The 24,036-nt window shown below is 61.5% G+C and carries 20 protein-coding genes and 4 tRNA genes; 12 read left to right on the top strand and 12 right to left on the bottom strand.

The window, feature by feature from the left end:
• Window positions 1–22 precede the first annotated feature (22 nt).
• The 3 genes from CUJ86_RS03895 (at window position 23) to CUJ86_RS03885 (ending at window position 4,919) form a co-directional block, all read left to right on the top strand.
• Window positions 23–2,017 (top strand): DNA topoisomerase subunit B, encoded by a 1,995-nt coding sequence (locus CUJ86_RS03895; protein WP_130646268.1) that lies wholly within the window; start codon window positions 23–25, stop codon window positions 2,015–2,017.
• Window positions 2,007–4,439, top strand: a complete 2,433-nt coding sequence (gene gyrA / locus CUJ86_RS03890) for a DNA gyrase subunit A (protein WP_130646267.1) — start codon at window positions 2,007–2,009, stop codon at window positions 4,437–4,439. Before CUJ86_RS03895 ends, gyrA begins: the two co-directional genes overlap by 11 nt.
• A 63-nt stretch (window positions 4,440–4,502) precedes the next feature.
• Window positions 4,503–4,919, top strand: coding sequence for a secondary thiamine-phosphate synthase enzyme YjbQ (locus CUJ86_RS03885; RefSeq protein ID WP_130646266.1), 417 nt, complete (start codon window positions 4,503–4,505; stop codon window positions 4,917–4,919).
• A gap of 30 nt (window positions 4,920–4,949) precedes the next feature.
• Here CUJ86_RS03885 and CUJ86_RS03880 read toward each other — a convergent pair whose 3' ends face one another.
• Complete coding sequence (locus tag CUJ86_RS03880; protein WP_130646265.1) at window positions 4,950–5,213, bottom strand: UPF0147 family protein; 264 nt, start codon at window positions 5,211–5,213, stop codon at window positions 4,950–4,952.
• 73 nt (window positions 5,214–5,286) lie between these two features.
• On the opposite strand from CUJ86_RS03880, the gene CUJ86_RS03875 reads away from it, so the two are divergent.
• Window positions 5,287–5,640: an Sjogren's syndrome/scleroderma autoantigen 1 family protein gene (locus tag CUJ86_RS03875; protein ID WP_130646264.1), complete on the top strand. Its 354-nt coding sequence runs from the start codon at window positions 5,287–5,289 to the stop codon at window positions 5,638–5,640.
• Here CUJ86_RS03875 and CUJ86_RS03870 read toward each other — a convergent pair.
• Window positions 5,631–7,847: a DEAD/DEAH box helicase gene (locus CUJ86_RS03870; RefSeq protein ID WP_130646263.1), complete on the bottom strand. Its 2,217-nt coding sequence runs from the start codon at window positions 7,845–7,847 to the stop codon at window positions 5,631–5,633. The genes CUJ86_RS03875 and CUJ86_RS03870 overlap by 10 nt on opposite strands.
• A complete protein-coding gene (gene glyS, locus CUJ86_RS03865; RefSeq protein ID WP_130646262.1) occupies window positions 7,844–9,565 on the bottom strand; it encodes a glycine--tRNA ligase in 1,722 nt (573 codons plus the stop codon). The genes CUJ86_RS03870 and glyS overlap by 4 nt, the downstream gene beginning before the upstream one ends.
• A gap of 461 nt (window positions 9,566–10,026) precedes the next feature.
• Between glyS and CUJ86_RS03860 the strand changes: the two genes are divergently transcribed.
• A complete protein-coding gene (locus tag CUJ86_RS03860) occupies window positions 10,027–10,635 on the top strand; it encodes a response regulator receiver protein (protein ID WP_130646261.1) in 609 nt (202 codons plus the stop codon).
• Window positions 10,636–10,684: 49 nt separating this feature from the next.
• A complete protein-coding gene (locus CUJ86_RS03855) occupies window positions 10,685–11,347 on the top strand; it encodes a metal-dependent hydrolase (RefSeq protein WP_130646260.1) in 663 nt (220 codons plus the stop codon).
• 145 nt (window positions 11,348–11,492) lie between these two features.
• Here CUJ86_RS03855 and CUJ86_RS03850 read toward each other — a convergent pair whose 3' ends face one another.
• The 4 genes from CUJ86_RS03850 to CUJ86_RS11790 all read right to left on the bottom strand — a co-directional run bounded on the left by CUJ86_RS03850 (window position 11,493) and on the right by CUJ86_RS11790 (window position 14,905).
• A complete protein-coding gene (locus tag CUJ86_RS03850) occupies window positions 11,493–11,879 on the bottom strand; it encodes an iron-sulfur cluster assembly scaffold protein (RefSeq protein WP_130646259.1) in 387 nt (128 codons plus the stop codon).
• 45 nt (window positions 11,880–11,924) lie between these two features.
• A complete protein-coding gene (gene nifS / locus CUJ86_RS03845) occupies window positions 11,925–13,091 on the bottom strand; it encodes a cysteine desulfurase NifS (protein WP_130646258.1) in 1,167 nt (388 codons plus the stop codon).
• Window positions 13,092–13,294: 203 nt separating this feature from the next.
• On the bottom strand, window positions 13,295–14,476 hold the full coding sequence (locus CUJ86_RS03840; protein WP_130646257.1) for a bifunctional 5,6,7,8-tetrahydromethanopterin hydro-lyase/3-hexulose-6-phosphate synthase: 1,182 nt from the start codon (window positions 14,474–14,476) through the stop codon (window positions 13,295–13,297).
• A 261-nt stretch (window positions 14,477–14,737) separates the two neighbouring features.
• Window positions 14,738–14,905 (bottom strand) — tRNA-Trp (locus CUJ86_RS11790).
• A 98-nt stretch (window positions 14,906–15,003) separates the two neighbouring features.
• Between CUJ86_RS11790 and CUJ86_RS03835 the strand changes: the two genes are divergently transcribed.
• Entirely contained in the window at window positions 15,004–16,704 is a 1,701-nt protein-coding gene (locus tag CUJ86_RS03835; protein WP_130646256.1) for an AMP-binding protein, read from the top strand.
• Between the two features lie 101 nt (window positions 16,705–16,805).
• On the opposite strand, the gene CUJ86_RS03830 is transcribed toward CUJ86_RS03835, so the two are convergent.
• Both CUJ86_RS03830 and CUJ86_RS03825 read right to left on the bottom strand, forming a co-directional pair.
• The gene (locus CUJ86_RS03830; protein ID WP_130646255.1) at window positions 16,806–18,101 is read right to left on the bottom strand and encodes an amidohydrolase family protein; all 1,296 of its coding nucleotides are present in this window, start codon (window positions 18,099–18,101) and stop codon (window positions 16,806–16,808) included.
• A 5-nt stretch (window positions 18,102–18,106) separates the two neighbouring features.
• Window positions 18,107–18,781, bottom strand: coding sequence for an MTAP family purine nucleoside phosphorylase (locus CUJ86_RS03825; protein ID WP_130646254.1), 675 nt, complete (start codon window positions 18,779–18,781; stop codon window positions 18,107–18,109).
• Between the two features lie 118 nt (window positions 18,782–18,899).
• Here CUJ86_RS03825 and CUJ86_RS03820 point away from each other — a divergent pair, with 118 nt between their 5' ends.
• The 5 genes from CUJ86_RS03820 (at window position 18,900) to CUJ86_RS03800 (ending at window position 22,545) form a co-directional block, all read left to right on the top strand.
• Window positions 18,900–20,027, top strand: coding sequence for a nicotinate phosphoribosyltransferase (locus tag CUJ86_RS03820; RefSeq protein WP_130646253.1), 1,128 nt, complete (start codon window positions 18,900–18,902; stop codon window positions 20,025–20,027).
• A gap of 63 nt (window positions 20,028–20,090) precedes the next feature.
• Window positions 20,091–20,162, top strand: a tRNA-Ala gene (locus CUJ86_RS03815).
• A gap of 187 nt (window positions 20,163–20,349) precedes the next feature.
• Window positions 20,350–20,421: transfer RNA gene (locus tag CUJ86_RS03810), tRNA-Ala, on the top strand.
• A gap of 314 nt (window positions 20,422–20,735) precedes the next feature.
• Window positions 20,736–21,365 (top strand): DUF47 domain-containing protein, encoded by a 630-nt coding sequence (locus CUJ86_RS03805; protein WP_130646252.1) that lies wholly within the window; start codon window positions 20,736–20,738, stop codon window positions 21,363–21,365.
• A gap of 4 nt (window positions 21,366–21,369) precedes the next feature.
• Window positions 21,370–22,545 (top strand): inorganic phosphate transporter, encoded by a 1,176-nt coding sequence (locus CUJ86_RS03800; protein WP_130646251.1) that lies wholly within the window; start codon window positions 21,370–21,372, stop codon window positions 22,543–22,545.
• Here the strand turns inward: CUJ86_RS03800 and nth are convergent.
• The 3 genes from nth to pyrH form a co-directional block, all read right to left on the bottom strand.
• The gene (gene nth, locus CUJ86_RS03795) at window positions 22,515–23,180 is read right to left on the bottom strand and encodes an endonuclease III (RefSeq protein WP_130646250.1); all 666 of its coding nucleotides are present in this window, start codon (window positions 23,178–23,180) and stop codon (window positions 22,515–22,517) included. The two genes, CUJ86_RS03800 and nth, sit on opposite strands and share 31 nt — an antisense overlap.
• 5 nt (window positions 23,181–23,185) lie before the next feature.
• Window positions 23,186–23,260, bottom strand: a tRNA-Pro gene (locus CUJ86_RS03790).
• Window positions 23,261–23,312: 52 nt separating this feature from the next.
• Window positions 23,313–24,017, bottom strand: a complete 705-nt coding sequence (gene pyrH, locus CUJ86_RS03785) for a UMP kinase (RefSeq protein ID WP_130646249.1) — start codon at window positions 24,015–24,017, stop codon at window positions 23,313–23,315.
• Window positions 24,018–24,036 lie beyond the last annotated feature (19 nt).

Genomic DNA, 24,036 nt, shown 5'->3' with positions numbered 1-24,036 from the left:
TTTACCGTATCGGAGGATCTCAATGAGAGATTCGTACGATGCGTCCCACATTACCGTACTGAAGGGCCTCGAGCCGGTGCGCGAGCGCCCAGCAATGTATATCGGGAGCACCGACACCCGCGGCCTCCATCACCTCGTCTATGAGGTGGTGGACAACTCCATCGATGAGGCGCTCGCCGGGTTCTGTGATCAGATCCAGGTCTCCCTCGGCACCGACGGTTCGTGCACCGTTGTCGACAACGGCCGCGGCATCCCGGTGGACACGATGAAGGGCGGGAAGAGCGCCCTTGAGGTGGTGCTCACCGTCCTCCATGCCGGCGGCAAGTTCGACAAGAACACCTATCAGGTCTCCGGCGGGCTGCACGGCGTCGGCGTCTCGGTGGTAAACGCCCTCTCGACTGAAATGCACGCCACGGTCTATCGCGATGGACGGGTGCACACCGTCGCCTTCTCGCGCGGCCGCGTGATCGAACCCTTAAAATCGCGCCCCGAGAGCATGGAGGAGATGAAGGCGCGCTATGTCCGCACCTACGGCACGGCAGGTGACTGGGAGGATATCGAGGACCGCGATGTGTTCCTATCCCTCTTCGGTGACCGCCTCACCGGGACAACGCAATGGTTCCTCCCCGACCCCACGATCTTCGAAACCGTGGTCTTCGACTACGACGTGCTCGCCCACCGCATGCGCGAGCTCGCATTCCTCAACTCAGGTCTTGCGATCACCATCAGAGACGAGCGTTCCGGCGATGAGGACCACTTCTGCTATGAGGGCGGTATCGTCGAGTTCGTGCGGCACATCACCGAAACGGCGGAGAAGGTTCACGAGGAGGCGATCTCCTTCAACCGCAGCGACGAGGAGAACAGGACCGAGGTCGAGGTCGCCTTCCAGTACACCAACGGCTTCAAGGAACAGATCTTCACCTTCGTCAACTCGGTGAACACCCGGGAGGGCGGCACCCACCTGGAGGGGTTCAGGAGTGCGATCACCCGGGCGATCAACAACTCCGCAAAGCGGAACAATCTCCTCAAGAACGGAGCGTCTGTCAGGGGCGAAGACGTCAGGGAAGGCCTCAATGCTGTCATATCCATCAAGATCGCCAACCCGCAGTTCGAGGGCCAGACGAAGATGCGTCTTGGCAACAGCAATGTCAGGGGGATCGTGGACTCCCTCGTCTATTCCTCGCTCTCCGAATACTTCGAGGAGAACCCGAAGGTCCTGCAGGCGATCGTCTCCAAGGCCCTGCTGGCGGCGCGGGCGCGTGAAGCGGCCCAGAGCGCCCGCGACCTGGCGCGCCGGAAGAGCACGCTCGAGGGCGGCGGTCTGCCGGGCAAACTCGCCGACTGCTCAGAGCGGGACCCGGCAAAGAGCGAACTCTATATCGTAGAGGGAGATTCCGCCGGCGGGTCGGCAAAGCAGGGCCGGGACCGCAAGTTTCAGGCGATCCTGCCCCTGCGGGGCAAGATCCTGAACGTGGAGAAGGCATCGCCCCATAAAAGCCTGAAAAACACCGAGATCCAGGCGCTCATATCGGCCATCGGCACCGGCATCGGCGAACGCTTCGATGCAGACAAGGCCCGCTACCACCAGATCGTGCTAATGACCGATGCCGATGTCGATGGATCGCATATCAGAACACTGCTCCTGACCTTCTTCTTCAGGTACATGCCCGAACTGATCGAACGGGGGTATATCTACATCGCTCAGCCCCCCCTCTTCAGGGTGACCAGGGGGAAGAAGGAGGCATATGCCTATCGAGAGGAGGACATGAAGGCGATCCTGGCAGAGATGGGGGAAAAAGGCGTATCCGTCCAGCGCTACAAAGGTCTGGGCGAGATGAACGCCGGTCAGCTCTGGGAGACCACGATGGACCCGGCACACCGGGTGCTCAAACAGGTGCGGATCGAGGACGCCATCTATGCCAACGAGGTCTTCGAAAAACTGATGGGAGACAACGTGGAGCCGCGGCGGGAGTTCATCCGGAGACATGCAGCGGAGGTGAAGAACCTTGACATCTGAGGGCGAATCGGAGCGGAAGAACATCATAGCGGTCACCGTCGAGGACGAGATGAAGTCGTCCTACATCGACTATGCCATGTCGGTGATCATCGGGCGGGCGATCCCCGATGTGCGGGACGGTCTCAAACCGGTCCACCGGCGCATCCTCTACGGGATGTGGGAGATCGGGAACACCCACGACAAACCCACGAAGAAGAGCGCCAGCATCGTCGGTCATGTGATGGGGAAGTACCACCCCCACGGCGACGCCGCCATCTACGACACCCTGGTCAAGATGGCGCAACCCTTCTCCTACCGGTATATGCCGGTCGAGGGTCAGGGCAACTTCGGGTCCATCGACGGCGACTCCGCTGCGGCGATGCGGTACACCGAGGCGCGCCTCAACCCGGTCGCCGAGGCGGTGCTCGAGGACATCAACAAGGAAACGGTCGACTTCATCCCCAACTTTGACGAGTCCACGCAGGAACCGACGGTGCTCCCGGCAAAAGTGCCAAACCTGCTCATCAACGGTTCTTCAGGGATTGCAGTAGGCTATGCCACGAACATGCCGCCGCACAATGTGGGGGAGGTCTGCGAGGCCCTCTGCGCCTACATCGACAACCCTGCAATCCCTGTCGAGGACCTGATGAAACGGCTTCCCGGCCCCGATTTCCCGACCGGCGGCCTGATCATGGGGCGCGCCGGCATCCGCGAGGCCTATCTCACCGGCCGCGGCAAGGTCACGGTCAGGGGCGTTGCCGAGATCGAGGAGGATAAACGGACATCCAGGATCATCATCTCCGAGATCCCCTACCAGGTGAACAAGGCAAACCTCGTTGAGCAGATCGCAAACCTGGTCAGGGAAAAGCGGATCGAGGGGATCTCCGACCTGCGGGATGAGTCGGACAAGGAGGGCATCCGGGTGGTCATCGACCTGCGCCGGGACGCCATGCCGCAGGTGGTGCTCAACCAGATCTACAAGCACACCCCCCTGGAGACCACCTTCGGGATCATCAATCTGGCCATCGTGAACGGGCGCCCGCTTGTGCTCAACCTGCCGACCATGCTCGAACGCTTTGTGGACCACCGGATCGAGGTGGTGCGCCGGCGCTCTGAGTTCGACCTTCGAAAAGCCGAAGAGCGCGTCCATATCCTGAACGGCCTGATCCTTGCCCTTTCAAGCATCGACGATGTCGTCGCCGCCATCCGGGCATCGAAGAGTGCCGAAGAGGCGCGGGAGACCCTGATCGCGCGGTTTGGCCTGGACGAGGCCCAGGCATCGGCGATCCTCCAGATGCAGCTCCGCCGTCTGGCCGCCCTCGAGCAGCAGAAGATCCAGGATGAGCGGGAGGGTCTGGAGCGCGAGATCAACCGTTTGAAAGCGATTCTTTCGACCAGAGATACCATTCTCGCCGAAATACGCACCGAGGTCGCCGCCATCGGCGAACAGTTCAGCGACGAGCGGCGGACGCAGATCACCGCAGCCGTCGGCGAGATCAGCAAGGAGGACCTCATCGAGGACCGACCGGTGCTCGTCTCCCTCACCGCCACAAATTACATCAAGCGCATCCCCCTCGAGGTCTACCGCAACCAGCGGCGCGGCGGGACGGGTGTTATCGGTATGGCCACCAAGGAGGACGACGTGGTCTCCGACGTCTTCGTGGCGAGCACCCATGATTATCTCCTCTGCTTCACGAACCAGGGCCGCATCTACTGGATGAAGGTCTATGACATCCCGGAGAGCGCCAGGACAGGGAAGGGCAAGGCGATCGTCAACCTGCTCAACCTCAGGGACGAACTGGTTACCGCCGTCATCCCGGTGCGGGATTTCGAACCGGGCCGGTTCCTCTTCTTTGCCACCAGGAGCGGAAACGTCGTGAAGATCCCGCTCGAAGAGTTCTCGCGGCCGCGGCCGAGCGGGATCCTGGCGATCAAACTGAAGGACGGCGACGAACTTGTGGACGTGAAGATCACCGAGGGTACTGCAGAGGTGCTGCTCACCACCCGCAAGGGCCAGAGCCTCCGCTTCTCCGAGGAGGCGGTCCGCCCCCTCCACCGCAACTCGCAGGGGGTCCGGGGGATCAGGATGCGGGAGGGCGATCACCTCGTCTCCCTGGCCCTGGTCTCTGACGACCTCCTCATGACAGTCACCGAGAGGGGGATGGGCAAGAGGACGGAGTATGACGAGTTCCGGGGCCATGGCCGCGGCACGATGGGGGTGCGGAACATCCAGCCCGCCTATGGCGACGGCGTGGTAACGGCAAAGGCGGTCCCCGCCGATGCCGAGATCATCGTGATGAGCGCCAACGGGAACGTGATGCGTACCCATATCTCGGGTATATCAATCCAGAAACGCGGCACCCGCGGTGTGCGGGTGATGAAATTGCACGGAGACGATCAGGTCGTCGGGTTTGCGGTGATCAACCCCGACGATGAGATCTGACCCCTCCTTTTTTTCAGCAGGCAGGCGGCACCCTTTTGTCCCATGCCCGCCTGACCGGAGATCATGGTCTATCAGTCTGAGATCTCTCTCACCACCCGCGGGGAGGGAGATATTGTCGATATCACCGCCGAGGTCAGGCGGCATGTCGCCGAGAGCGCCGTCACAACCGGGATCTGTCACCTGTTTGTGATCGGGTCCACCGCCGCCCTGACAACAATCGAATACGAGGACGGCGTCCTGCAGGACCTCAGGGATGCCTTCGAGGCAATCGCCCCATCCGGCATCCCCTATGCCCATGACCGGCGATGGGGAGACGGCAACGGGCGCTCGCATGTCCGGGCGTCCATTGTCGGTCCGTCCCTCACCATCCCGGTCAGAGACGGCGCAGCGGTGCTCGGCACCTGGCAGCAGGTCGTTCTCCTCGAACTGGACATCAGGCAGCGCCGTGAGCGGACCGTCGTCTGCACGGTGCTTTCGTAAAAAAATGGTAGTCGGAGAAGAAAAACCGGATCAATCAAGGGGGATGGTTTCGAGCTGCGAGACAAGTTCCCAGATCCGCGTCCGGGCATGGACGGGCATGTTGGGATCATTGCTGATCTCGTCGATGGTGGAGATGGCCTCGGCGGCACGCAGACCAATGCTCTTCTGGTCGTTCGTCAGGAGCGTCCTGGTCTCATCCGCAACCCGTCGGATGTTGCGCGGTATCGTATTGTCCTCTGAAATATGCTGAAGCATCTGGATACATACATTAATGGTTTCCTCAGGAGTGGCCATTCTGAATCACCCTTAATACTATACCCCTGTCACTCTTATATACATTCATTTGTCTGACCTGCTGGAGGCCCCGATGACAGAGAGAAAATCCGAGGATATAATGGCAGATTACCTCCTGAAAGGGGGAAAAATGCTCGCAAAAGAGTGCAAAGTCTGTGGATCTCCCCTTTTTGAGCTGAAGGGAGAGACGGTCTGCGTCGTCTGCGCCGAGCGAAGGGGTCAGGAGAGGCGCGCCCCCGCGGCACCACCTGCACCGGCGCCCGCCATTCCTGTCGCAGGAGAGGGATCGGCCGGAGCGGCGATCGAGTCCGCTATCACCGCCCTCTGTGCCCGGGTGGAGACAGAAGGAGACGAACGCCGTTGCCTGACCCTGATGGAGGCGGTGCTGGCCGGATCAGAGGCGCTTCGCCTCCTCCGTCAACCGTAGGGGCGTCGGACGATCGCCTCGATCGTCCCGGCTGTTTTTTCACCGATCCCCGCCACCTGCATCAGGTCCTCTTTTTCAGCGTCGATGACTGCCTGTACCGTACCAAAGTGTGAGAGGAGGGCGCGCGCCCCCTTCAGCCCGACCTCAGGGATGGCGGCGATGATATTCTCCTGCTGCTCACCAACCGGGGCGGCGGATTTTTTCGGGAGGAGTTTTCTCTCTCCCCGCTCCATCTCCTCCCGCCTGGCCAGAACAGCGAGCATCTCTGCCGTTTCTTCGGCGGTGCGGGTCCACAACAGCGCCACGCCCATGTCCACAGTGATCGCCGCAAGCGTTCCCCGGATCGCATTCGGGTGGATGTCACGGGCCGCATAGAGGTCGCCATCACCCTCGATGATCAGCACCGGGCGGGGCGCTGCGGCGGCGAGGTGGCGCACCTGTCCAAGGAGGTCGCGGTCCACCAGGGTGTCGGCAAAGTCCTGAACGCTCTTCCGTTCAACGACGATCCGATCCCCGATCGCATAGTCTCCGACATCCAGGCGGGCGAGGGTGATCTGCACGCCCATGTCAGAGAGCGTCTCTGCAACCCGCGAGGCGGTCTCCCGGTCGTCGACGACGATGGACGGTCCCGCCGGTTCAGCCCCGCCGAAGGCGGCGATCTCCGTCTGGTGCACCGGCGGGGCGGTGACCTTGGCCAGGGCGCGTATCCCCTTCTGCATCGCCCGTTCTCGCTGCTGGCTCACGAAACGGTAGACCTCGTCCGAGGTCCCTTTAGTCGTCAAAACGACGATACGGCCGGTTCCGCTCCTTCCGGTTCGTCCTTTCCGCTGGATGCTCCGGATCTCAGAGGGGACCGCCTCATAGAAGACGACAAGGTCGGTGGAGGGGACATCGAGTCCCTCTTCGCCGACCGAGGTGGAAACGATCACCGGGAACTCCCCCTCCCTGAAGCGGCGAAGGATCTCGATCTGCTTCTTCTGTGTCAGCCCCTTCTCGGAATCCCGGGAGGCCTGACCGACGAAGCGTTCGGCCTGGATGCCGGCGGCCCGCAGGTCTTCGACAAGCAGCCCGACGGTGTCGCGGTAGGTGGCGAAGACGATCGTACGGCTCTCCGGGTGCGCCCTCACCTGCTCGCGCACCAGGTCGATCGTGAGCGTTGCCTTGCCGTGGAGTTCGCCGTCCCATGAGGCGGCGCGTTCGCAGAGGCGCCTGAAGACCGGGTCACCGGCCAGACGCTGACTCGCCTTTGTCCCGCCCGACGACCGCCCTTCGGCGCTGAGTTTCTCCAGGTAGGTGCGGAGCACGCGGCTCCCCTGCGACTCTGCCAGCGATACGGCATGGCGGAGTTTCATCAGCTCCGCATACACCGAGGCAGCGGTGAAGGCCGCCGGGTCCCGCTGTGCGATCCTGGCCTGGATCGAGGCGTTGAGCAGGTTCAGCGATTTCATCGAGAGTTTCTCGCGGGACGGCGCCTGGAAGCCGGCGTTCCTGACAGCGGCAAGGCGCGACTCGATGAGGATGTGCAGGTCGCCGATGGCGGCCGAAAGTCCATCGGGGAGAGGGACCGGCCGGTTTTCCACATCGCGCTCATGGACATAGGGGCGGACATCGGGGTCGGTCTCGGTCCGTGTCTCCACCTGCACCACGCCCAGGTTGGCGATCACCTCCTCCACCCTGCCATGGTCGCCGCCCGGCGAGGCCGTCATCCCGAGCAGGAGCGGGCGGGCGGCGGAGGTCAGATAGCGGCGGGAGAGGAAGACATATGAGTAGTTGCCGACGGTGCGGTGGCACTCGTCCACCACCATCAGGCTGACGTCATTGAGGGTGTAGCGCCCGGCGATCAGGTCGTTCTTGATCACCTGCGGGGTGGCGAAGATCGCCCGCGACTCCTCCCAGAGTGCAGTGCGCTCATCAGGTCCGGTATCCCCGGTGAAGATGGCGCAGGACCCCTCAGGCAGGGCAAGGCGCTCGGAAAAATAGCGGAGGTGCTGTTCGACCAGCGGTTTTGTGGGGGCGAGGACGAGAAGCCGCCCCCCCTCGCGGTAGAGGCGGGACGCTGCTACGATCAGGGCCACCGCCGTCTTGCCGAGTCCGGTCGGGAGCACCACCATCGTATGGGCATCCAGGGCGCGCAGGGCGACCGCCATCTGATACTGACGTTCTTCGAGGCTGTCCGGCCGGATGAGGGGATGGCTGACGCTCTTCATTGGTCCAGGTCGGCAAAGCAGATCCGGCCCCGGATCAGGGACGGCAGCACCCGGGCGATCTCCGCCGTCGGGATGCGCACCTGCTCCATGGAGTCGCGGTCCCTGAGGGTGACCGTCCCCTCCTCCTTTGTATCATAGTCGACGGTCACGGCATAGGGGGTGCCGATCTCGTCCTGCCTGCGATACCGGCGGCCGATAGCACCGTTGTCGTCGTAGTCGGTGAGGATCCCGGCCTCCTGCAGGTCGGCGGTGATCGTCCGTGCGATCGCATCCAGCCCGTCCTTGTTGACAAGCGGGAAGACCGCCACCTGCACCGGGGCGACGGCGGGGGCAAGACGGAGCACGCGCCGCTCCTCGCCATCGACGATCTCCTCGTCATAGGCATGCTCCAGCACGCCGTAGACCATCCGGTCGATGCCGTAACTGGGTTCGATGACATGGGGCATCACCTCCTCGCCGCGCACCTCCACCTCCTCCTCGTGGACGGTGTAGAGGTCGCCGGGGATGAAGATCGCCTCGCCGTCGACGACCACCTCGGCACCCTCCGGACCGGGTGCGGCGGCGGCAAGGGCGTCGGCGATCGCTTTTGCCTTCCCGCGGTACTTCGGACCGAGCACGCCCATGTCGGCGACGATCCGCTTCCTCCGCTCGGTCCTGGACTGGGGGTAGGGGACAAAGACCGTCATCGAGTCGCCGCTCTCATGGGCATGGGCGCGGAGGTCATAATCGGTGCGGTCGGCGATGCCCACCGTCTCCACCCATCCGAAACGCTCGGACCTGACCTCTGCGTCCCAGCAGTCGATCGCATAGTGCGCACGCTCGTCCGGGAGGTGCTGCCTGAACCGGAGGCGCTTGCTGTCTATGCCGATGGTGACCAGGAGGTCGTGGGTGAGGGCAAGATAGTATGCGATATACTCGTTGGCGATGATCCCCTCGTCCACGGCGGCGCGCATCGTCCGCTCCACCGGATCGGCGTCGGTCTGCTGCTGCTCGATCCCCCAGAGTTCGACGACGTAATCGGCGTATCGGGAAAATCCCGGATGGCTCTTGTTCTCCGGGTTCACGAAGATCTCCGCCTCGGCCTGGGTGAACTCCCGCAGGCGGATCATCCCCTGCCTGGGCGAGATCTCGTTCCGATAGGACTTCCCGATCTGGACGGCGCCGAAGGGGAGTTTCATCCGGTAGAAGCGGGAGAGGCGGGAGAAGTCGGTGAAGATCCCCTGCGCCGTCTCCGGCCTCAGATAGCCCGTCCGCTGCGACCCCGGCCCGATGGTCGTCTGGAACATCAGGTTGAAGTCGAAGACCTCGGTTTCGCCGAAGACCTCACCGCATGACGGACAGGTGGCCGTCCTGATCGCCACCGCAAGGTCCTCCTTTGAGAGTGTCCCGGCGTTTACGATACCGCACCCCTCGGCCAGATGGTCCGCCCTGAAGTATTCGGTGCAGTGGGGGCACTGGCACATGGTGTCGGCAAACCCTTTCACATGTCCTGATGCGATATAGATGGCCTCTGTGCCGACGGTCGGACACTCGATCTCATAGTAGCCCTCCCTGATGACATAGAAGCGGCGCCAGATATCCTCAATCCGGCGCTTCATCATTGCACCGAGGGGGCCGTAGTCGATGAACCCTGCAACGGCGCCGTAAACCTCGGCCGATGGCCAGACAAAACCGCGGCGCTTTGCCAGTTCGATGACCTTATCGTAGATATCACTCACTGCGATCAGTCCTGTTATTCTATTTCTGCCGTGAGATTAAAAAGGCCACTTTTGCAGGAATATGGCGTTGCGAAGGAGAGGCAGCCGTCGGATGGTCCCACCAGCCCACCGGTGCACAGAGGGGGACCCGGCTCCGGGAGTGTCGTTCCCGCCCCCTGCCTCCCCCGGACCACAACATTTATTATAGAATCTGTATAGTATGGCACAGTTTCCTCGATGGTGCGCAGGATCACAAAAATCGAATAGGATAGGGAGGTTCCGTTGCGGCGAACACGGAGAAGATCATGGAAGTCCGATTATCACTATTAAATGTTTCTTTTTTTCTCAGGATTGGTTTTGGACCCCTATCTGGATTTCCGGAGGCGATGTGACAAATGCCAGCCAATACGAACCCTTGCACAATTTACGAAATATTAAATATTATAAGAGGAATTGTATTCCTGACCTAGTGTGGTATAGTCATGCCAGCCGAAAAGAGAAAGAAGGAACTCCTGGCACTCTTCCAGGATCTCACGAGCAAGACGGAGATCGTCGAGCCAATGAAGAAGATCCACGGGAGCCTGAGGGACCGCGATGCGGTCGGGCGTGAGGTCGCCCTCATCATGCGTGAAATCCTCGATCAGGGTTTCTTCCAGACAAAGCTCTCCCCCCGCCAGCTTGCGACGCTGGTCATCTCCTTCAATGAAGGAAAGAATGACACAGAGATCGCACGCGAACTCGGCAACGAGAAACTGGCGAAGACTGTGGCACGGGCCCGCGTACGGATCAAGCTCTTCCGGGAGTCTGACTTTGATATGCCGTTTGAACGGAGCGAACTCTCGGACCTGATTGATTCGGGCAAGACAATGAACGAGATCTCGTCGATCCTCGGGATCAGTTCGTCATCTCTGCGCGAGTACCGGCATGTGATCGCAATGGACGAGGATACCACCCTCGATCCCTACCTCGAGCGGATCAAGGATGTCCTGGAGGACCGTGACCTGACCGAACAGATGACGCGTAGTGTCACCAACGACGGGCTTGCAGAGGCGATCGATACGACCGAAGCCGAACTGATCGACATCTCCTGACCCCCCTTACACCCCTCCTTTTTTATCCGGTAATGCATACCGGGTGAGCATGAAGATCCGATGGCTTGGACATGCATGTTTTCTCCTTGAGGGCAGCCGTACGGTGCTGATCGATCCCTTTGTGCCGTCAGGTGAGATCGATGCCGATCCCGATATTGTGGCGATCACCCATGCCCATGCCGATCACCTCGGCGTGGCCGAACGGTTCCAGAAACCGACGGTGGCGATGAATGAGGTAGCGAAATACCTCCGGGAACGGGGGGTTCCGGCTGAACCGATGAACCTTGGCGGGACGATCGAGGTGGAGGGGGTGAGGTTCACGATGACGCCGGCCCTCCACTCCTCCTGGCTTGAATGTGCGGGGTTCGGCACCTACGGCGGAGTGGCGGCTGGATTTGTCATCAGGATGGACGGTGTCGCCGTCTATCATGCCGGGGATACCGCCCTCTTCTCCGACATGAAACTGATCCGGGACCTCTATCATCCCGATGTCGCCCTGCTGCCGGTCGGTGGGCGCTATACGATGGGGCCGGAGGAGGCGATGATGGCGGCCGAGTTTGTGGGGGCACGGACCGTGATCCCGATGCACTACAACACTTTCCCGGTGATCGAACAGGATCTCTCCGGGTTTGTCGATGCACTTGAACGGACCACCGATATCAGGGTGGCGCTCCTGCAGCCCGGCGAATCGATTGAGGTGGAGGCGGAGTAAGGGCGACAATCCGGTGCCATGGGGGGGTGTCTATGGGCCGTTCCCCCTCCAGGCGGGGAAGGGATCGGTTGTCGGAGTGTGCCACCCCCTCACCGGCAAATAAAAAAGATCGAATTGGTTTTGCGGCCCTGCGAGATGCAGGGATTCACTCCCAGGGTTCGAGCCCCTGTCTTCTGCGATAATCGTTGATCGCCTCGCGGATCGCCCCTTCGGCCAGGACCGAGCAGTGGACCTTCTGCTCGGGCAGACCGCCGAGCGCCCTGACGACATCGGTATTGGTGAGGGCCCATGCCTCCTCCAGGCTCTTACCCAGGATCAATTCGGTCGCCATGCTCGAGGATGCGATGGCGGCGGCGCACCCGAGGGTCCTGAACCTGACATCCACAATCCTGTTCTCCCGGATCTTCAGGTAGAGGGTGGTGGTGTCACCGCACTCCGGACTTCCGACCTCGGCAACGGCATCCGCGTCCTCCAGCGCCCCGACATTCCGGGGGTTTTCGAAGTGGTCCATGACGGTCTCTGTGAACTGCATCTGATCACTCACTGGTATGTCCGCCGCCGTCAAAACCCTTCGGCATCAGGCACCGGTGCCGGAGAGTCGACGGAGACGTGCAACAGCATCGGGCAGGAGGGCGAGGAGGGTGTCGATATCCTCTTCGTCGTTCAGGTCGCCGAGGCTGAGGCGGAGAGAGGAGCGGGCGCGGGAGGGCGGCACGCCGAGGGCGGTGAGCACATGGGAGGGGGATTCTGATCCGGACGAACAGGCGCTTCCTGTCGAGGCACAGACCCCCCGCATACCGAGCATGGTGAGCAGCGCCTCGCCATCCACACCGTCAAACGAGAGGTTGAGGTTGCCGGCGAGGCGCTCTTCAGAGTGCCCGTTGAGGTGGACATTCGGTATCTGCTCAAGAATTCCCCTGAGGAGGCGATCGCGCATGGCGAGGATCCGTGCATTATGGGCCGGGATGTCCCGGCAGGCGCGTTCGATCGCTGCCCCCAGGCCAACGATGCCGGGAAGGTTCTCGGTGCCGGCGCGCCGCCCGCTCTCCTGTGCACCGCCGTGGATGAGGGTGTCGACGACGGTGCCCTGCCTGATATAGAGGGCGCCAACCCCCTTTGGGCCGTAGAACTTGTGGGCCGAGAGGGAGAGGAGGTCGATCCGGTCCTGCTCCACATCAATAGGAATGTTCCCTATCGCCTGCACGGCGTCGGTGTGGAAGGCTACCCCCACCCGGCGTGCGATCTCGCCGATCCGGCGGATCGGCTGGATCGTCCCGACTTCGTTATTGGCGGTCATCACCGAGATGAGGATCGTATCGTCCTTAATCGCCTCCTCAACATCCCCGGGATCGACCCGCCCGTAGCAGTCGACCGGGAGACGGGTGACCGTATATCCCAGATTTTCAAGCCAGTCGACGGTGTGGAGGACAGCGTGGTGCTCGATGGCGGTGGTGATGATATGACCGCGGCCCTCGGGGTGTGCGAGGGCGACCCCCTTGATCGCCCAGTTGTCCGACTCGGTCCCCCCGGCCGTGAAGAAGATCTCCTCTGGACTGGCCCCGATCGCCGCGGCCACCTGTGCCCGGGCCTTCCGAACGGCGGCGCGGGAGTCCCCGGCGATCCCGTAGTGCGAGGAGGGGTTGCCGAAGCGCTCGGTGAAGTAGGGGAGCATCGCCGCCAAGACGTCGGGGTGCGTCGGCGTGGTGGCGGAGTGATCAAAATACCGGAGTGTGTTCGATGACATGAATGGTTCCTGCAGATGGATGTGTCTCCAGAACAATTGGGGTTTTCGACAGGGGCAGCGTCCCTGGCACAGGATATGGGAAGACCAGACATGCATTTCGCACTGCGAACAGGGGTTGGTTTTATGGAAAAACTGCTGGAAAAAAGGGGTTGGGGGCGTCCCTGATCTCCAGGGACGATCCCATTTATTGTCGAGCAACCGATTTAGAAATCGGTCATCACACGGAACTGGTCGATCTCCTCGGAGTTCAGCCGCTCCAGGAACTCCTCGGCGGCATGGCGGATATCCTTGCTCGCCGTGATGGCGCGGCCGACGACCAGGATGTCGGCGCCGGAGGCGAGCGCCTTGCCGACGACCTCCTGCCTGATGCCGCCTGCCGTCGCCACCAGCAGTTTCCCGCCGGCGGCCTTCTTGATCGCCGGAATGTTGCCCCACGAATATTCATCGCCCTCGGCGTCGATGGCGCGGTGGAGCTCCACGATATCGGGCTTGATCCTGAGCGAGGCCACCAGGGCAACCGGGTCCTCGACATTGAGCATGTCGATTACCGAGTAGATCCCGGTCTTGTGCGTCTCCTCGATCGCCTTCTCGATCGTCGCCTTCGGGGCGAGACCGGAGATGACCACGGCGTCGGCACCGGCGTCTGAGGCCATCCGCGCCTCCAGGTTGCCGGTGTCGAGGGTCTTTAAGTCAGCGATGATGAAGGCGTTCGGGCGGACCTTCCTGATCTCTGCCAGGGCGGCGAGCCCGAACTGCTTGATCAGGGGGGTGCCCGCCTCGATGATCACGTGGTCGTTCTCGGGCACGGAGGTGAGCACCTGCTCCACCTTGCGCATGTCGACGAGGTCCATCGCCACCTGCAGGTAGGGCGGGTTCCAGAGCCTCTGCACCTTGAAGCCCATCACGGCGTGGGCGGCGCGGTCCTTCTCGTAGAGCAGGGTCTCAGTGTCCGGGAACTGCTGGATGGCGCGGCGGATCGCCAGCTTGGTGGCGCCGTAGTTGTAGCGGTAGATCCGGTTGTAGTCCGCCGCATCCGGTGCAAGGTAGATGCTTGCAAGGATAACGGTGTTTTCGATATCGATACCGTCAAAGATCCCCTCTTCGACCGAGTCTGCGACAGCCTTTGCGACCGCCGCCTGGACGGGGCCGAACATCTCGGTCACCTGCTCGCCCTTCTTCAGGGTCACCTTCGGGATGATGAGGGTGGCGGGCTTGGTGAGAAGGTTGGGGCGGACGACTGCGAGGAGGGGGGTGTGGCCTGCGGAGAGCTGGGAGACGCTGTTCGCAAAGGCCATCCCGACCGGCCCTTCCTTGTCGCCCATCACGAGATCGACGTGGGCAAGTTCGGGGCCGGTTCCAACGAGAGCTTCACCTATCAGATACATGGGCAATCCCTTCAATGCAGTATGAGAGTGGGGCGGGCAGATAAATAAAGTGGCGGGAGGGGGTGGGTGCGGGGTGAAGCGTCAATAATCATAAGACCCGCAGAACACCGGGATTACGGGACCCCATCTCAGAGTTGAGCAACGCGGGATACCCTCCCCTGTGATAGGTATGGTATTGATGACGGTTCCTGCAGTCTGCCGGAATCTCAAGATAGTTCGGGAAGAGCACTCGGACAATAGATAGATCAGAATCAGAAAACGTGGGGTCGGTGAGATTTGAACTCACGATCGACGGGTCTCTCCGACATGCACGGGGAACACGACTCGCATCAGTGCTCCAACGGGTCATCATCAATTCAGCAGACCCATTGTTCATCACGCGCAAAGACCGCTGGAGCCCGTCGCCATTCCGGACTAGGCCACGACCCCGCTGCCACCGTATACGTTCGAGTTCTCCCGATTTAATAATTGTGTTTCCAGATCATCAATCATTTAAGTCCGCTCTTCCTCATGTACTGGGAATTTACATGGTCACGGGAAGCTATGCATGCGGAACCTCGAACATCCCGCTGATGGGCGAGACGATCGGGGCGATGCTGAACCGGATTGCCGCCGAATACCCGGAAAATGAGGCCCTGGTCTCAGTGCACCAGAATATCCGCTGGACGTACGCTGAGTTCCTCGAGCGGGTGAACGGACTTGCCCGCTCACTGATGGCCCTCGGGGTGGAGCGGGGCGACCGCGTCGGAATATGGGCGATGAACTATGCCGAGTGGACGCTTATCCAGTTCGCCACCGCAAAGATCGGCGCAATTCTCGTGAACATCAACCCCGCCTACCGCGTCTTTGAGCTGGAATATGCACTCAAGCAGGCAGAAGTCTCGACACTGATCGTCCAGGGGCGGTTCAAGACCTCGGACTATGTTGGGATGTTCTATGAGGCATGCCCTGAGGCGATCGATGCCAGACCCGGCCGGATATCCTCGGAAAAGTTTCCGTTCCTGAAGACCGTCGTATTCATCGGCGATATCCCGTACAACGGGATGTACACCTGGGACGAATTCATGGCAAAGGGGGCGTCGATCAGTCCGGACGAACTGATGGAACGCGAGGAGTCCCTCGCCTTCGACGACGCCATCAACATCCAGTACACGAGCGGCACCACGGGGTACCCGAAGGGCGTTGTGCTCACCCATCACGGCGTTATGAATAATGGCTATTTCATCGGTGAGGGGATGCGCTTCACCGAGAAGGACCGCCTCTGCATCCCGGTGCCCTTCTACCACTGCTTCGGGATGGTGCTCTCGAATATGGCATCGGTCACGCACGGGTCGACGATGGTCATCCCCTGCCCGGTCTTCGATGCCGAGGCGGTGCTCATGACCGTCCAGAACGAGCGGTGCACCGCCCTTCATGGGGTGCCGACAATGTTCATTGCCGAACTCTCCCACCCGGATTTTTCGAAATATGATTTTTCCAGTCTCCGGACCGGGATCATGGCCGGATCGCCCTGCCCGATCGAGGTGATGAAGAAGGTCAACGCCCTGATGAACATGCGTGATATCGTCATCGTCTACGGCCAGACCGAACTCTCGCCCGGCGTCACGATGACCACGGTGGACGACCCCCTCGACCGCCGGGTTTCGACGGTCGGGCGGGCGTTCCCGCACACCGAGATCAAGATCATCGACCCGAATACGAAGCGGATCCTGCCGCGGGGCGAGGTCGGCGAGATCTGTGCACGCGGCTATATGACGATGAAGTGCTACTACAACAACCCCTCGGCCTCGCGGGCGACCCTGGACGCCAACGGCTGGCTCTACACCGGTGACCTGGGCGTCATGGACGAGGAGGGGTATGTGCGGATGTCCGGACGCCTGAAGGAGATGGTGATCCGGGGCGGCGAGAACATCTACCCCCGTGAGATCGAGGAGTTCCTCCACCACCACCCCAGGATCGCCGACGCCTATGTGATCGGCGTGCCGGACGAGAAATACGGCGAGGAGCTGATGGCATGGGTAATGCCGAAGGAGGGGCAGAGCGTCACCCCCGCCGAGATCATCGAGTTCTGCACCGGTCAGATCGCCCGTTTCAAGATCCCGAAGTACTATAAGTTCGTCACCTCGTTCCCCATGTCGGTGACCGGGAAGATCCAGAAATTCAAGATGCGGGACATGGCGATCGAGGAACTCGGTCTCGACACCGTCTCGCATATCGAGACCGCATAATCTTTTTTTTGGCCCGGCATTTCGGATGGTCCGTCCGCCTCCGCTCTCCCGGTGCAAACCCCCCTCCGGAAAAAGGGGATAATCCTTGCTTCAGCGCACACTCAGGACTGTTCGGTCGCCCGTCCCACCAGGGAGGCCGCCGCATCCGCCGCCTCACGCAGGATCTCCTCCTCGCCGGGTATGAAGCGGTCCTGCATCAGGACCCTGCCGTTGCAGAGCACCGTGGTGACGGCACCGCCGTTGCAGGAATAGACAGCATTTGACACCGGGTTGTGCAGGGGGGTGTTGCAGACGGCGGCGCGGTCAAGGAGGACGATATCGGCCGGTGCCCCGACCTCGATCCGCCCCCCGTCAAAACCCATGGCGGCGGCGCCGCCTGCCGTCGCCATCGAGAGCGTCTCAGCGGCCGGCAGGAGGGTCTGCGAGTTCCAGTAGAACTTCTGGAGGAGGGCGGCGAATTTCATCTCCTCAAACATATCCAGGTTGTTGTTCGAGGCGCACCCGTCGGTCCCGAGACAGATGCCGGCACCGGCATTGCGCAGCCACTCGCAGGGCATCGCCCGATGGACACCGAGCTTCATGTTGGATGATGGGTTGTGGGAGGCAAACGCCCCCCGGTCCCCGAGCAGGGTGCAGTCATCCGCATCCAGCCAGCAGCAGTGGGCGGCCACCGTGCGCGGGGTGATGCAGCCGCAATCGTCCAGCAGAGCGGCCGGCCGCATGCCATTCTGTTCGATGCAGTCCTTCACCTCCTGCTCGGTCTCGGCGAGGTGAATGTGGATGCCGATATCGTTCTGGCGGGAGAACTCGGCGCACCAGCGCAATCCCTCGGGGGAAACCGTATAGATGGCATGGGGGCCAACCGCCGCCCGGATCCGGTCGTTGTTCATCCCCCTGATATGGCGGACGAGTTTTTCGGTGGCCCGGATCTCGTTCTCGCGCTTCTCCTCGTCAAAGAGATCGATGAAGCCGTAGGCGACCTGCGCCTTCATCCCCATCTCGTCGGCGGCGCGGGCCGTCTCCTCCATGAAGAAGTACATGTCGTTGAAGCCCACGGTGCCCGTTCGGATCATCTCCAGGCACGCCAGTCTCGTCCCCTGGTAAACGTCGGCGGCGGTCAGGTGGGCCTCGAGCGGCCAGATCTTCTCGCCAAGCCACTGCTGGAGGGGCATGTCGTCGGCATACCCCCGCAGGAGGCTCATCGCCGAATGGGTATGGGTGTTGTAGAGGCCGGGGAGGGCGATGCCGCCCTTCCCATCGATCACCACATCCGTCTCCCCGCCGGGCTCCGGTCCGATGGAAACGATCGTCTTCCCCTCGATCCTGATGTTTGTCTGCCTGCCGTCCAGTGTAACGTCCCTGATCAGGACGCTCTCTCCCTGTGCAATCTCCTTCATAGGTATCAATCTCCCAGTTCGTCCACGATCGTTTCGATGAGCCCCTCGGTCCGGCGGGCATATTTCTTCGAGGTGGCGAGGATGTGCTCGTAGGTGAGCACCTCCTCCGAAAGCCCGTGCGCATAATTGTCCACAGTGCAGACGGCGGCCACCGGGATCCCGAGTTCTCTCGCCAGCGTCGCCTCGGAGGCCACGGTCATCCCGACGACGTCGGCGACCTTTGCAAGCCCCCGGACCTCGGCGACGGTCTCGATCCTCGGTCCCCGTGTCTGCGCATAGGTGCCGCCGGTGAGGGCCTCCGGCAGGACGGTGCCGAGACGCTCGATCAGTCCTGTGTCCAGTTCCGGCATCACATGCTCGATGGCGCCGTCATGGAAGGACGGGATGTCGGTGAGGCTCAGGTAATCGGTCGGGATTACCACGCTGCCAGGGGCCAGTGCGGGCTTCAGCGACCCGACCGAACCCACGGTGATCACCCGGTCGACCCCGGAGAGGGCGAGCGCCGCCATCTGCGCACGGTAGTTGATCCGGTGCGGCGGCCTGCCGTACTGGTGCCTGAGCACGACGGCGATGTCGCCGGTCATCACCTCGGCCGGACCGTAGGGGGTCGGGACCGCCCTTGTGCTGAGTTCGGGGAGGGTGCAGTAGAGAAGGCTGGTGCCGCCGATGATGCCGAGCATCAGCGCTCCCTCCTGCTGTCAGCATGTATGCCTGCCATCTCAACAAACGTGGGCGTGCGAAGAGTAAAAACCACTCCTTTTTCATCGGGGCCGACGAATACCGTTGTCGTGGTTGAGCATGGGGCGTTTCCATATCGTTGACGACGACACAATCGCAGACGGCGGGTGCACGGACATCTATTTCCAGCGGTGCGAGGAGATCCTCAAACAAGAAGAAAAAAACCCGCAGGTCACGATGGAGGTGACCACGACCGGCATGCCTCGCTCTCCAGGTGTCTTCTGCGGGCTTAACGACGTGATCGCCCTGCTGGAGGGCCTGCCGGTGGACGTCGACGCCATGCCGGAGGGCAGTCTCTTCTCGGCCCGCGAACCGGTGATGCGGATCTCGGGCCGCTACAGCGACTTCGGGCGTTACGAAACGGCGCTACTCGGGTTTCTCTGTCATGCATCCGGCATCGCAACCGCCGCCGCCCATATCGTCGGCGCCGCCGGGGGGAGGCGGGTGTATTCCTTCGGATCGCGACGGCAGCACCCGGCCATCGCCCCGATGATCGAGCGCTCGGCATGGATCGGGGGCGTGGATGGAGTCTCGAATACAACGGCGCCGCCGGGCATCCCCGTGGTCGGGACGATGCCGCATGCATATGTCATGTGCCATGCCTCGCCTGAGGAGGCATGGGTCGCCTTTGACCGGCATGCCCCCCCTGATGTGCCCCGCCTGATGCTCTGCGACACCTTCGGCGACGAGAAGGAGGAGTGCCTCAGGGCGGTGACCTGCACCGCCGCCACCGGCGTCAGGCTGGACACACCGCGCTCCAGGCGGGGGAACATGCGTTCCATACTGGAGGAGGTGCGCTGGGAGCTCGATAGCCGTGGGCACGAGGATGTCGGGATCTTCCTCTCCGGGGGGGTGACCGAAGAAGACATCCGCACCTATCGCGATATCGTGGCGAGTTTCGGTGTCGGCGGTGCAATTGCGAATGCTCCGGTCATCGATTTTTCCCTTGACATTGTTTCGATAGAGGGAGAAGCGATTGCAAAACGCGGCAAATGGAGCGGGATCAAGCAGGTCTGGGAATCCCCGGACGGGGAGCGGACTGTCCTTCTGGCGTCGGCGTCCGGACCGACCGGTGCAACGCCCCTGCTCGAACCGGTCATCAAGGACGGCGTGGTGATGCAGAGGCCGGAGACCGCCGACGCACGGGCGCGGGTCCTGCGCTCCATCCCCAATTTCAGGGATCCCTGACCCCTCTTGCGGGCGGATGGATCCACTCCTTTTATCTGATGGCGCCCAATATGATAGGGTAGCGGGCCGATAGATCAGGGGAAGATCGCTTCCTTGGCATGGAAGAGGCCGCGGGTTCAATTCCCGCTCGGTCCATCTGTTTTTGAATTATCTCGATTGGAGAGCGCCTCTGCTCGATGGCAGGCGGCGCCCGGTGCAAACCATTCACACGATCTCCGCGCTTGTTCTCTCCCGAACATGCCCGATCCGGTGCGCAGATCCCACGATCAGGTGCACCCGGACCAATTCTTTTATCTGATGGCGCCCAATATGATAGGGTAGCGGGCCGATAGATCAGGGGAAGATCGCTTCCTTGGCATGGAAGAGGCCGCGGGTTCAATTCCCGCTCGGTCCATCACATCATCATTTTTTTCCGATTTCTCCGTTAACACACACGTCTTCCAGGAGTATGATCTCAAGCGCATCGTGGTATGGGGAGTTCGACGTCGACTTCCTGTCCCCGGTCTGGGCGCCACCTGCCATTGAGGGAGGGTTCAGCCGACCATATGGAGATCTACCGATCTGCCAATAGGGGGTGCACACACTATTGTCTTCGGCGGCATGTTCCAATTGTTCATGAGATGCCTATATATCGAGGGAGAACGTGCTTCCGGCACGATGAGGGGATGAATTTTTGCCCGCTGACGATCAACGAATGACCGGTGAAACGTGGGTCTGAAAGAATGGATCGTGCCGCAGGACAGGGCGTTTTTTGACCTGTTTGAAAAGCTGGCCGATACGGCGAATGAAGGAGCCGAACTCCTTCAAAACCTCGTCAATGACTACGAGGATGTACAGAACAAGTGCCATAAGATGAAACAGATCGAGCACGAGGGCGACGCCATCTCCCACCAGATCTTCGAGCAGCTCAATCTGACTTTCATCACCCCCCTTGAACCGGAGGAGATCTCCCGTCTTGCCAAGGCACTCGACGACATCCTTGACTATATCGACGGCACGACACAGCAGATGTACGGCTACGGTGTCACAGAAACCGACACCTATATGCAGGAACTCGCCCGACTCATCAATCTCTCGACGACCGAAGTCAAGACGGCAGTGCGGATGATCCGCAAGCTGGATAATCCAAAGGCAGTCGAACGCCACTGCATCGAGATCAACCGCCTGGAAAATCTCGCCGACGTGGTGCTCGGAGAGGCCATCAAGAACCTCTTCGCAACCAACGACGCCATTACGATCATCAAGCTCAAGGACATCTATGAGAACCTTGAAGAGGCGACCGACAAGTGCGAGGACGTAGCGAACGTCCTGTCAGATATCGCCATCAGACATTCGTGAGAGCATGGAAATCGTCATCATCCTCGGCATCGCGCTGGCCCTGCTGTTTAATTTTGTCAACGGGCTCAACGATGCCGCGAACTCCATCGCCACCGTTATCGCCACCAGGGTGCTCTCGCCGCTCAGAGCGGTCCTCCTCGCCTCTTTCTTCAATCTCGTCGGCCCCCTGCTGTTCACGACGGCGATTGCCAAGACCATCGGACGCGGTCTTGTGGACCCGGTGGCGCTCACACCGCTCATCATCCTGATGGCCATGGTCGGGGCGGTCATCTGGGTGTTTTTCTGCTCGTATTTCGGCATTCCGGTATCGAGCAGTCATGCCCTCATCGGCGGTCTCCTCGGCGCCGCCACAGCGCACGCCGGGATCGGGTCGATCCTCTGGCCCTCCGCCTCCCTCGTATCGGAGCTGGTGATCATGCTGGTTGTGGGTGCGCTCCTGGGCATTGCCGTTGCAATCCTCCTCTCGGTGACACACGGTGAGGCCTGGAACCGCTACATCCTCATCGGCGGGCTGTGCGGGATCGCCGTCCTGATCCCCATCCTTGTCGCCGTTGACATCCTCCCCCTCTCCGGGATCCTTGGTGTCATCGTCTTCATGGTTGTCTCCCCGGTGCTCGGGTTTATGGCGGCATACGCCTTCGGCGTCGTTATCATCCGGTTGTTTGCCCGTTCAAACTCGCCGTTGCTGAACCATGGATTTAAAAAACTCCAGATTGTCGCCGCCGCCTTTCAGGCGATCGGGCATGGGAGCAATGACGCCCAGAACGCCATGGGGATCATCACCGCCATGCTCGTCGCCGCCGGTATGCTCTCCGACTTTGTGGTCCCCCTCTGGGTCATCCTTCTTTCCTGTTTTGCGATCTCCCTTGGAACCCTCCTCGGCGGCTGGCGGGTCGTCGATATGATGGCAAACCGCATCACCCGGATGCAGCCGTACCAGGGCTTCTGCGCCTCGAGCGCCGGTGGCGCCGTGCTCTCGGTGGTCACCGCCTTCGGCGTCCCGGTCTCTACCACGCATGCGATCAGCGGAGCAATCATGGGGGTCGGGGCCACGAAGGGTTATTCTGCCGTGAAGTGGGGGATCGTCAGGGACATCGTTGCCGCATGGATCATGACCGTCCCGGCAGCGGCGGCCGTGGCATGGGGGAGCTATGTGCTTGTTGCGATCCTGTTCCCCTGAACCTCATCCCGGTAATATCGGCACCATGCCCTGAGCACGCAGGCGGTGCACCGCGGTCTGCCGGCGATGCAGACCGCCCGACCGTGCTGGACGAGCAGGGCGTTCACCGAGCCCCAGACCGCCCTTGGAAAGAGTGCGGTCAGGTCCTTTTCTATTTTCGCCGGTTCCCCGGCATCGGTCAGGCCGAGGAGGCGCGAGATCCTCCGGACATGGGTGTCGACGGCGATACCCTCACTGATCCCGAAGGCATTGGAGAGCACGATATTTGCGGTCTTTCTCCCCACCCCGGGCAGACGGAGGAGGTCCTCCATCCGGCAGGGCACGCTGCCGCCGTACTCCTCGACGATCATCCGCGCCGCCCCGACGATATGGCGTGCCTTCATCCGGTAAAACCCGGTCGGTCTGACGATTGCCGCCACCTCCTCCACATCCGCTGCCGCAAGATCGGCGGGTGACGGGTAGCGGGAGAAGAGGACCGGACGCACCGCCTCTACCGAGCGGTCGGTAGTCTGCGCCGACAGGATGGTGAGGATGAGCACACGGAAGGGATCGCCGTAGCTGATCCCGTTTTCAATCCGCTCAGGATAACAGGAGCACAGGGCACGATAGATGGAACAGGCCGTATCAGAATCCATAAAAGTGGGGTAGGGCAGATTCGAACTGCCGTCAAAGCGTCCCAAACGCTCTAGGATGGACCAGGCTACCCTACTACCCCGCGTCCCTGTACTCTCTGTGGTTTGTCCTAAAATAATTATGGTGATATCGAATTAGAGGGGAAGCGGGCTGCATTCGCCGTCGCTGACGATCGTACCCGAGAATGTCCCCTCACAGACCGCCTTTGACAGGTTTTCCGGATTTCTGCCATCGACCACCAGAAGGGGGATGCCGCTTCGCTCCACAATTTTGGCGGCCACGATATCGATGACCGTATTGGACCCCGCATCAAGACGCGCCGCAGAGATGATCGAGAGGAGGTCCTGTGCGCTCATTCGATCATACCGCTGCGCTTCCGGGTCCGCCTTCGGGTCGGCCGAATAGATACCGTCGACCGACGTGCCGTTGATGATCAGATCGGCCCCCACCGTCTCGGCGAGCACCGCAGAAACGGCGTCGGTGGTCTGACCCGGCGTCACGCCGCCCATCACCACAATCTTCCCGGACTCGCCGAACTCCTTCGCCTGGCGGTAGGATTCAGCCACCGCAGGATAGGCGGCATCGCCGAGGGCATAGACAAGGAGGGTGGCATTGATGCGGGTGACCATGATCCCGATCTCATCTGATGCCGCCTCGTTGATGCCGAGGGAGCGTGCCGCCCCGATATAGCGCCTGGCCTCGCCACCGCCGCCGACAACGACATACACCTGACCCCGCAACGCCATCTGTATCAGTACTGCCGCATACTCAGAGACAGTATGGGCTTCGAGAGATGGCACCAGAATTGAGCCGCCAAGGGAGAGAACCATTTTTTTCATGCTGATCTAACCGTACCCA

The organism is Methanofollis fontis (genome assembly GCF_004297185.1).
GTDB classification, from domain to species: domain Archaea; phylum Halobacteriota; class Methanomicrobia; order Methanomicrobiales; family Methanofollaceae; genus Methanofollis; species Methanofollis fontis.
This window is presented reverse-complemented; position numbering and strand designations above follow the sequence as displayed.

Excerpts from the sequence above, each read along its gene's own strand:
- CUJ86_RS03895 (WP_130646268.1), top strand. The coding sequence starts at position 23 with ATGAGAGATTCGTACGATGCGTCCCACATTACCGTACTGAAGGGCCTC.
- CUJ86_RS03885 (WP_130646266.1), top strand. The coding sequence starts at position 4,503 with ATGGTCTATCAGTCTGAGATCTCTCTCACCACCCGCGGGGAGGGAGAT.
- CUJ86_RS03880 (WP_130646265.1), bottom strand. The coding sequence starts at position 5,213 with ATGGCCACTCCTGAGGAAACCATTAATGTATGTATCCAGATGCTTCAG.
- CUJ86_RS03875 (WP_130646264.1), top strand. The coding sequence starts at position 5,287 with ATGACAGAGAGAAAATCCGAGGATATAATGGCAGATTACCTCCTGAAA.
- CUJ86_RS03870 (WP_130646263.1), bottom strand. The coding sequence starts at position 7,847 with ATGAAGAGCGTCAGCCATCCCCTCATCCGGCCGGACAGCCTCGAAGAA.
- CUJ86_RS03860 (WP_130646261.1), top strand. The coding sequence starts at position 10,027 with ATGCCAGCCGAAAAGAGAAAGAAGGAACTCCTGGCACTCTTCCAGGAT.
- CUJ86_RS03855 (WP_130646260.1), top strand. The coding sequence starts at position 10,685 with ATGAAGATCCGATGGCTTGGACATGCATGTTTTCTCCTTGAGGGCAGC.
- CUJ86_RS03850 (WP_130646259.1), bottom strand. The coding sequence starts at position 11,879 with ATGCAGTTCACAGAGACCGTCATGGACCACTTCGAAAACCCCCGGAAT.
- nifS (WP_130646258.1), bottom strand. The coding sequence starts at position 13,091 with ATGTCATCGAACACACTCCGGTATTTTGATCACTCCGCCACCACGCCG.
- CUJ86_RS03840 (WP_130646257.1), bottom strand. The coding sequence starts at position 14,476 with ATGTATCTGATAGGTGAAGCTCTCGTTGGAACCGGCCCCGAACTTGCC.
- CUJ86_RS03835 (WP_130646256.1), top strand. The coding sequence starts at position 15,004 with ATGGTCACGGGAAGCTATGCATGCGGAACCTCGAACATCCCGCTGATG.
- CUJ86_RS03830 (WP_130646255.1), bottom strand. The coding sequence starts at position 18,101 with ATGAAGGAGATTGCACAGGGAGAGAGCGTCCTGATCAGGGACGTTACA.
- CUJ86_RS03825 (WP_130646254.1), bottom strand. The coding sequence starts at position 18,781 with ATGCTCGGCATCATCGGCGGCACCAGCCTTCTCTACTGCACCCTCCCC.
- CUJ86_RS03820 (WP_130646253.1), top strand. The coding sequence starts at position 18,900 with ATGGGGCGTTTCCATATCGTTGACGACGACACAATCGCAGACGGCGGG.
- CUJ86_RS03800 (WP_130646251.1), top strand. The coding sequence starts at position 21,370 with ATGGAAATCGTCATCATCCTCGGCATCGCGCTGGCCCTGCTGTTTAAT.
- nth (WP_130646250.1), bottom strand. The coding sequence starts at position 23,180 with ATGGATTCTGATACGGCCTGTTCCATCTATCGTGCCCTGTGCTCCTGT.
- pyrH (WP_130646249.1), bottom strand. The coding sequence starts at position 24,017 with ATGAAAAAAATGGTTCTCTCCCTTGGCGGCTCAATTCTGGTGCCATCT.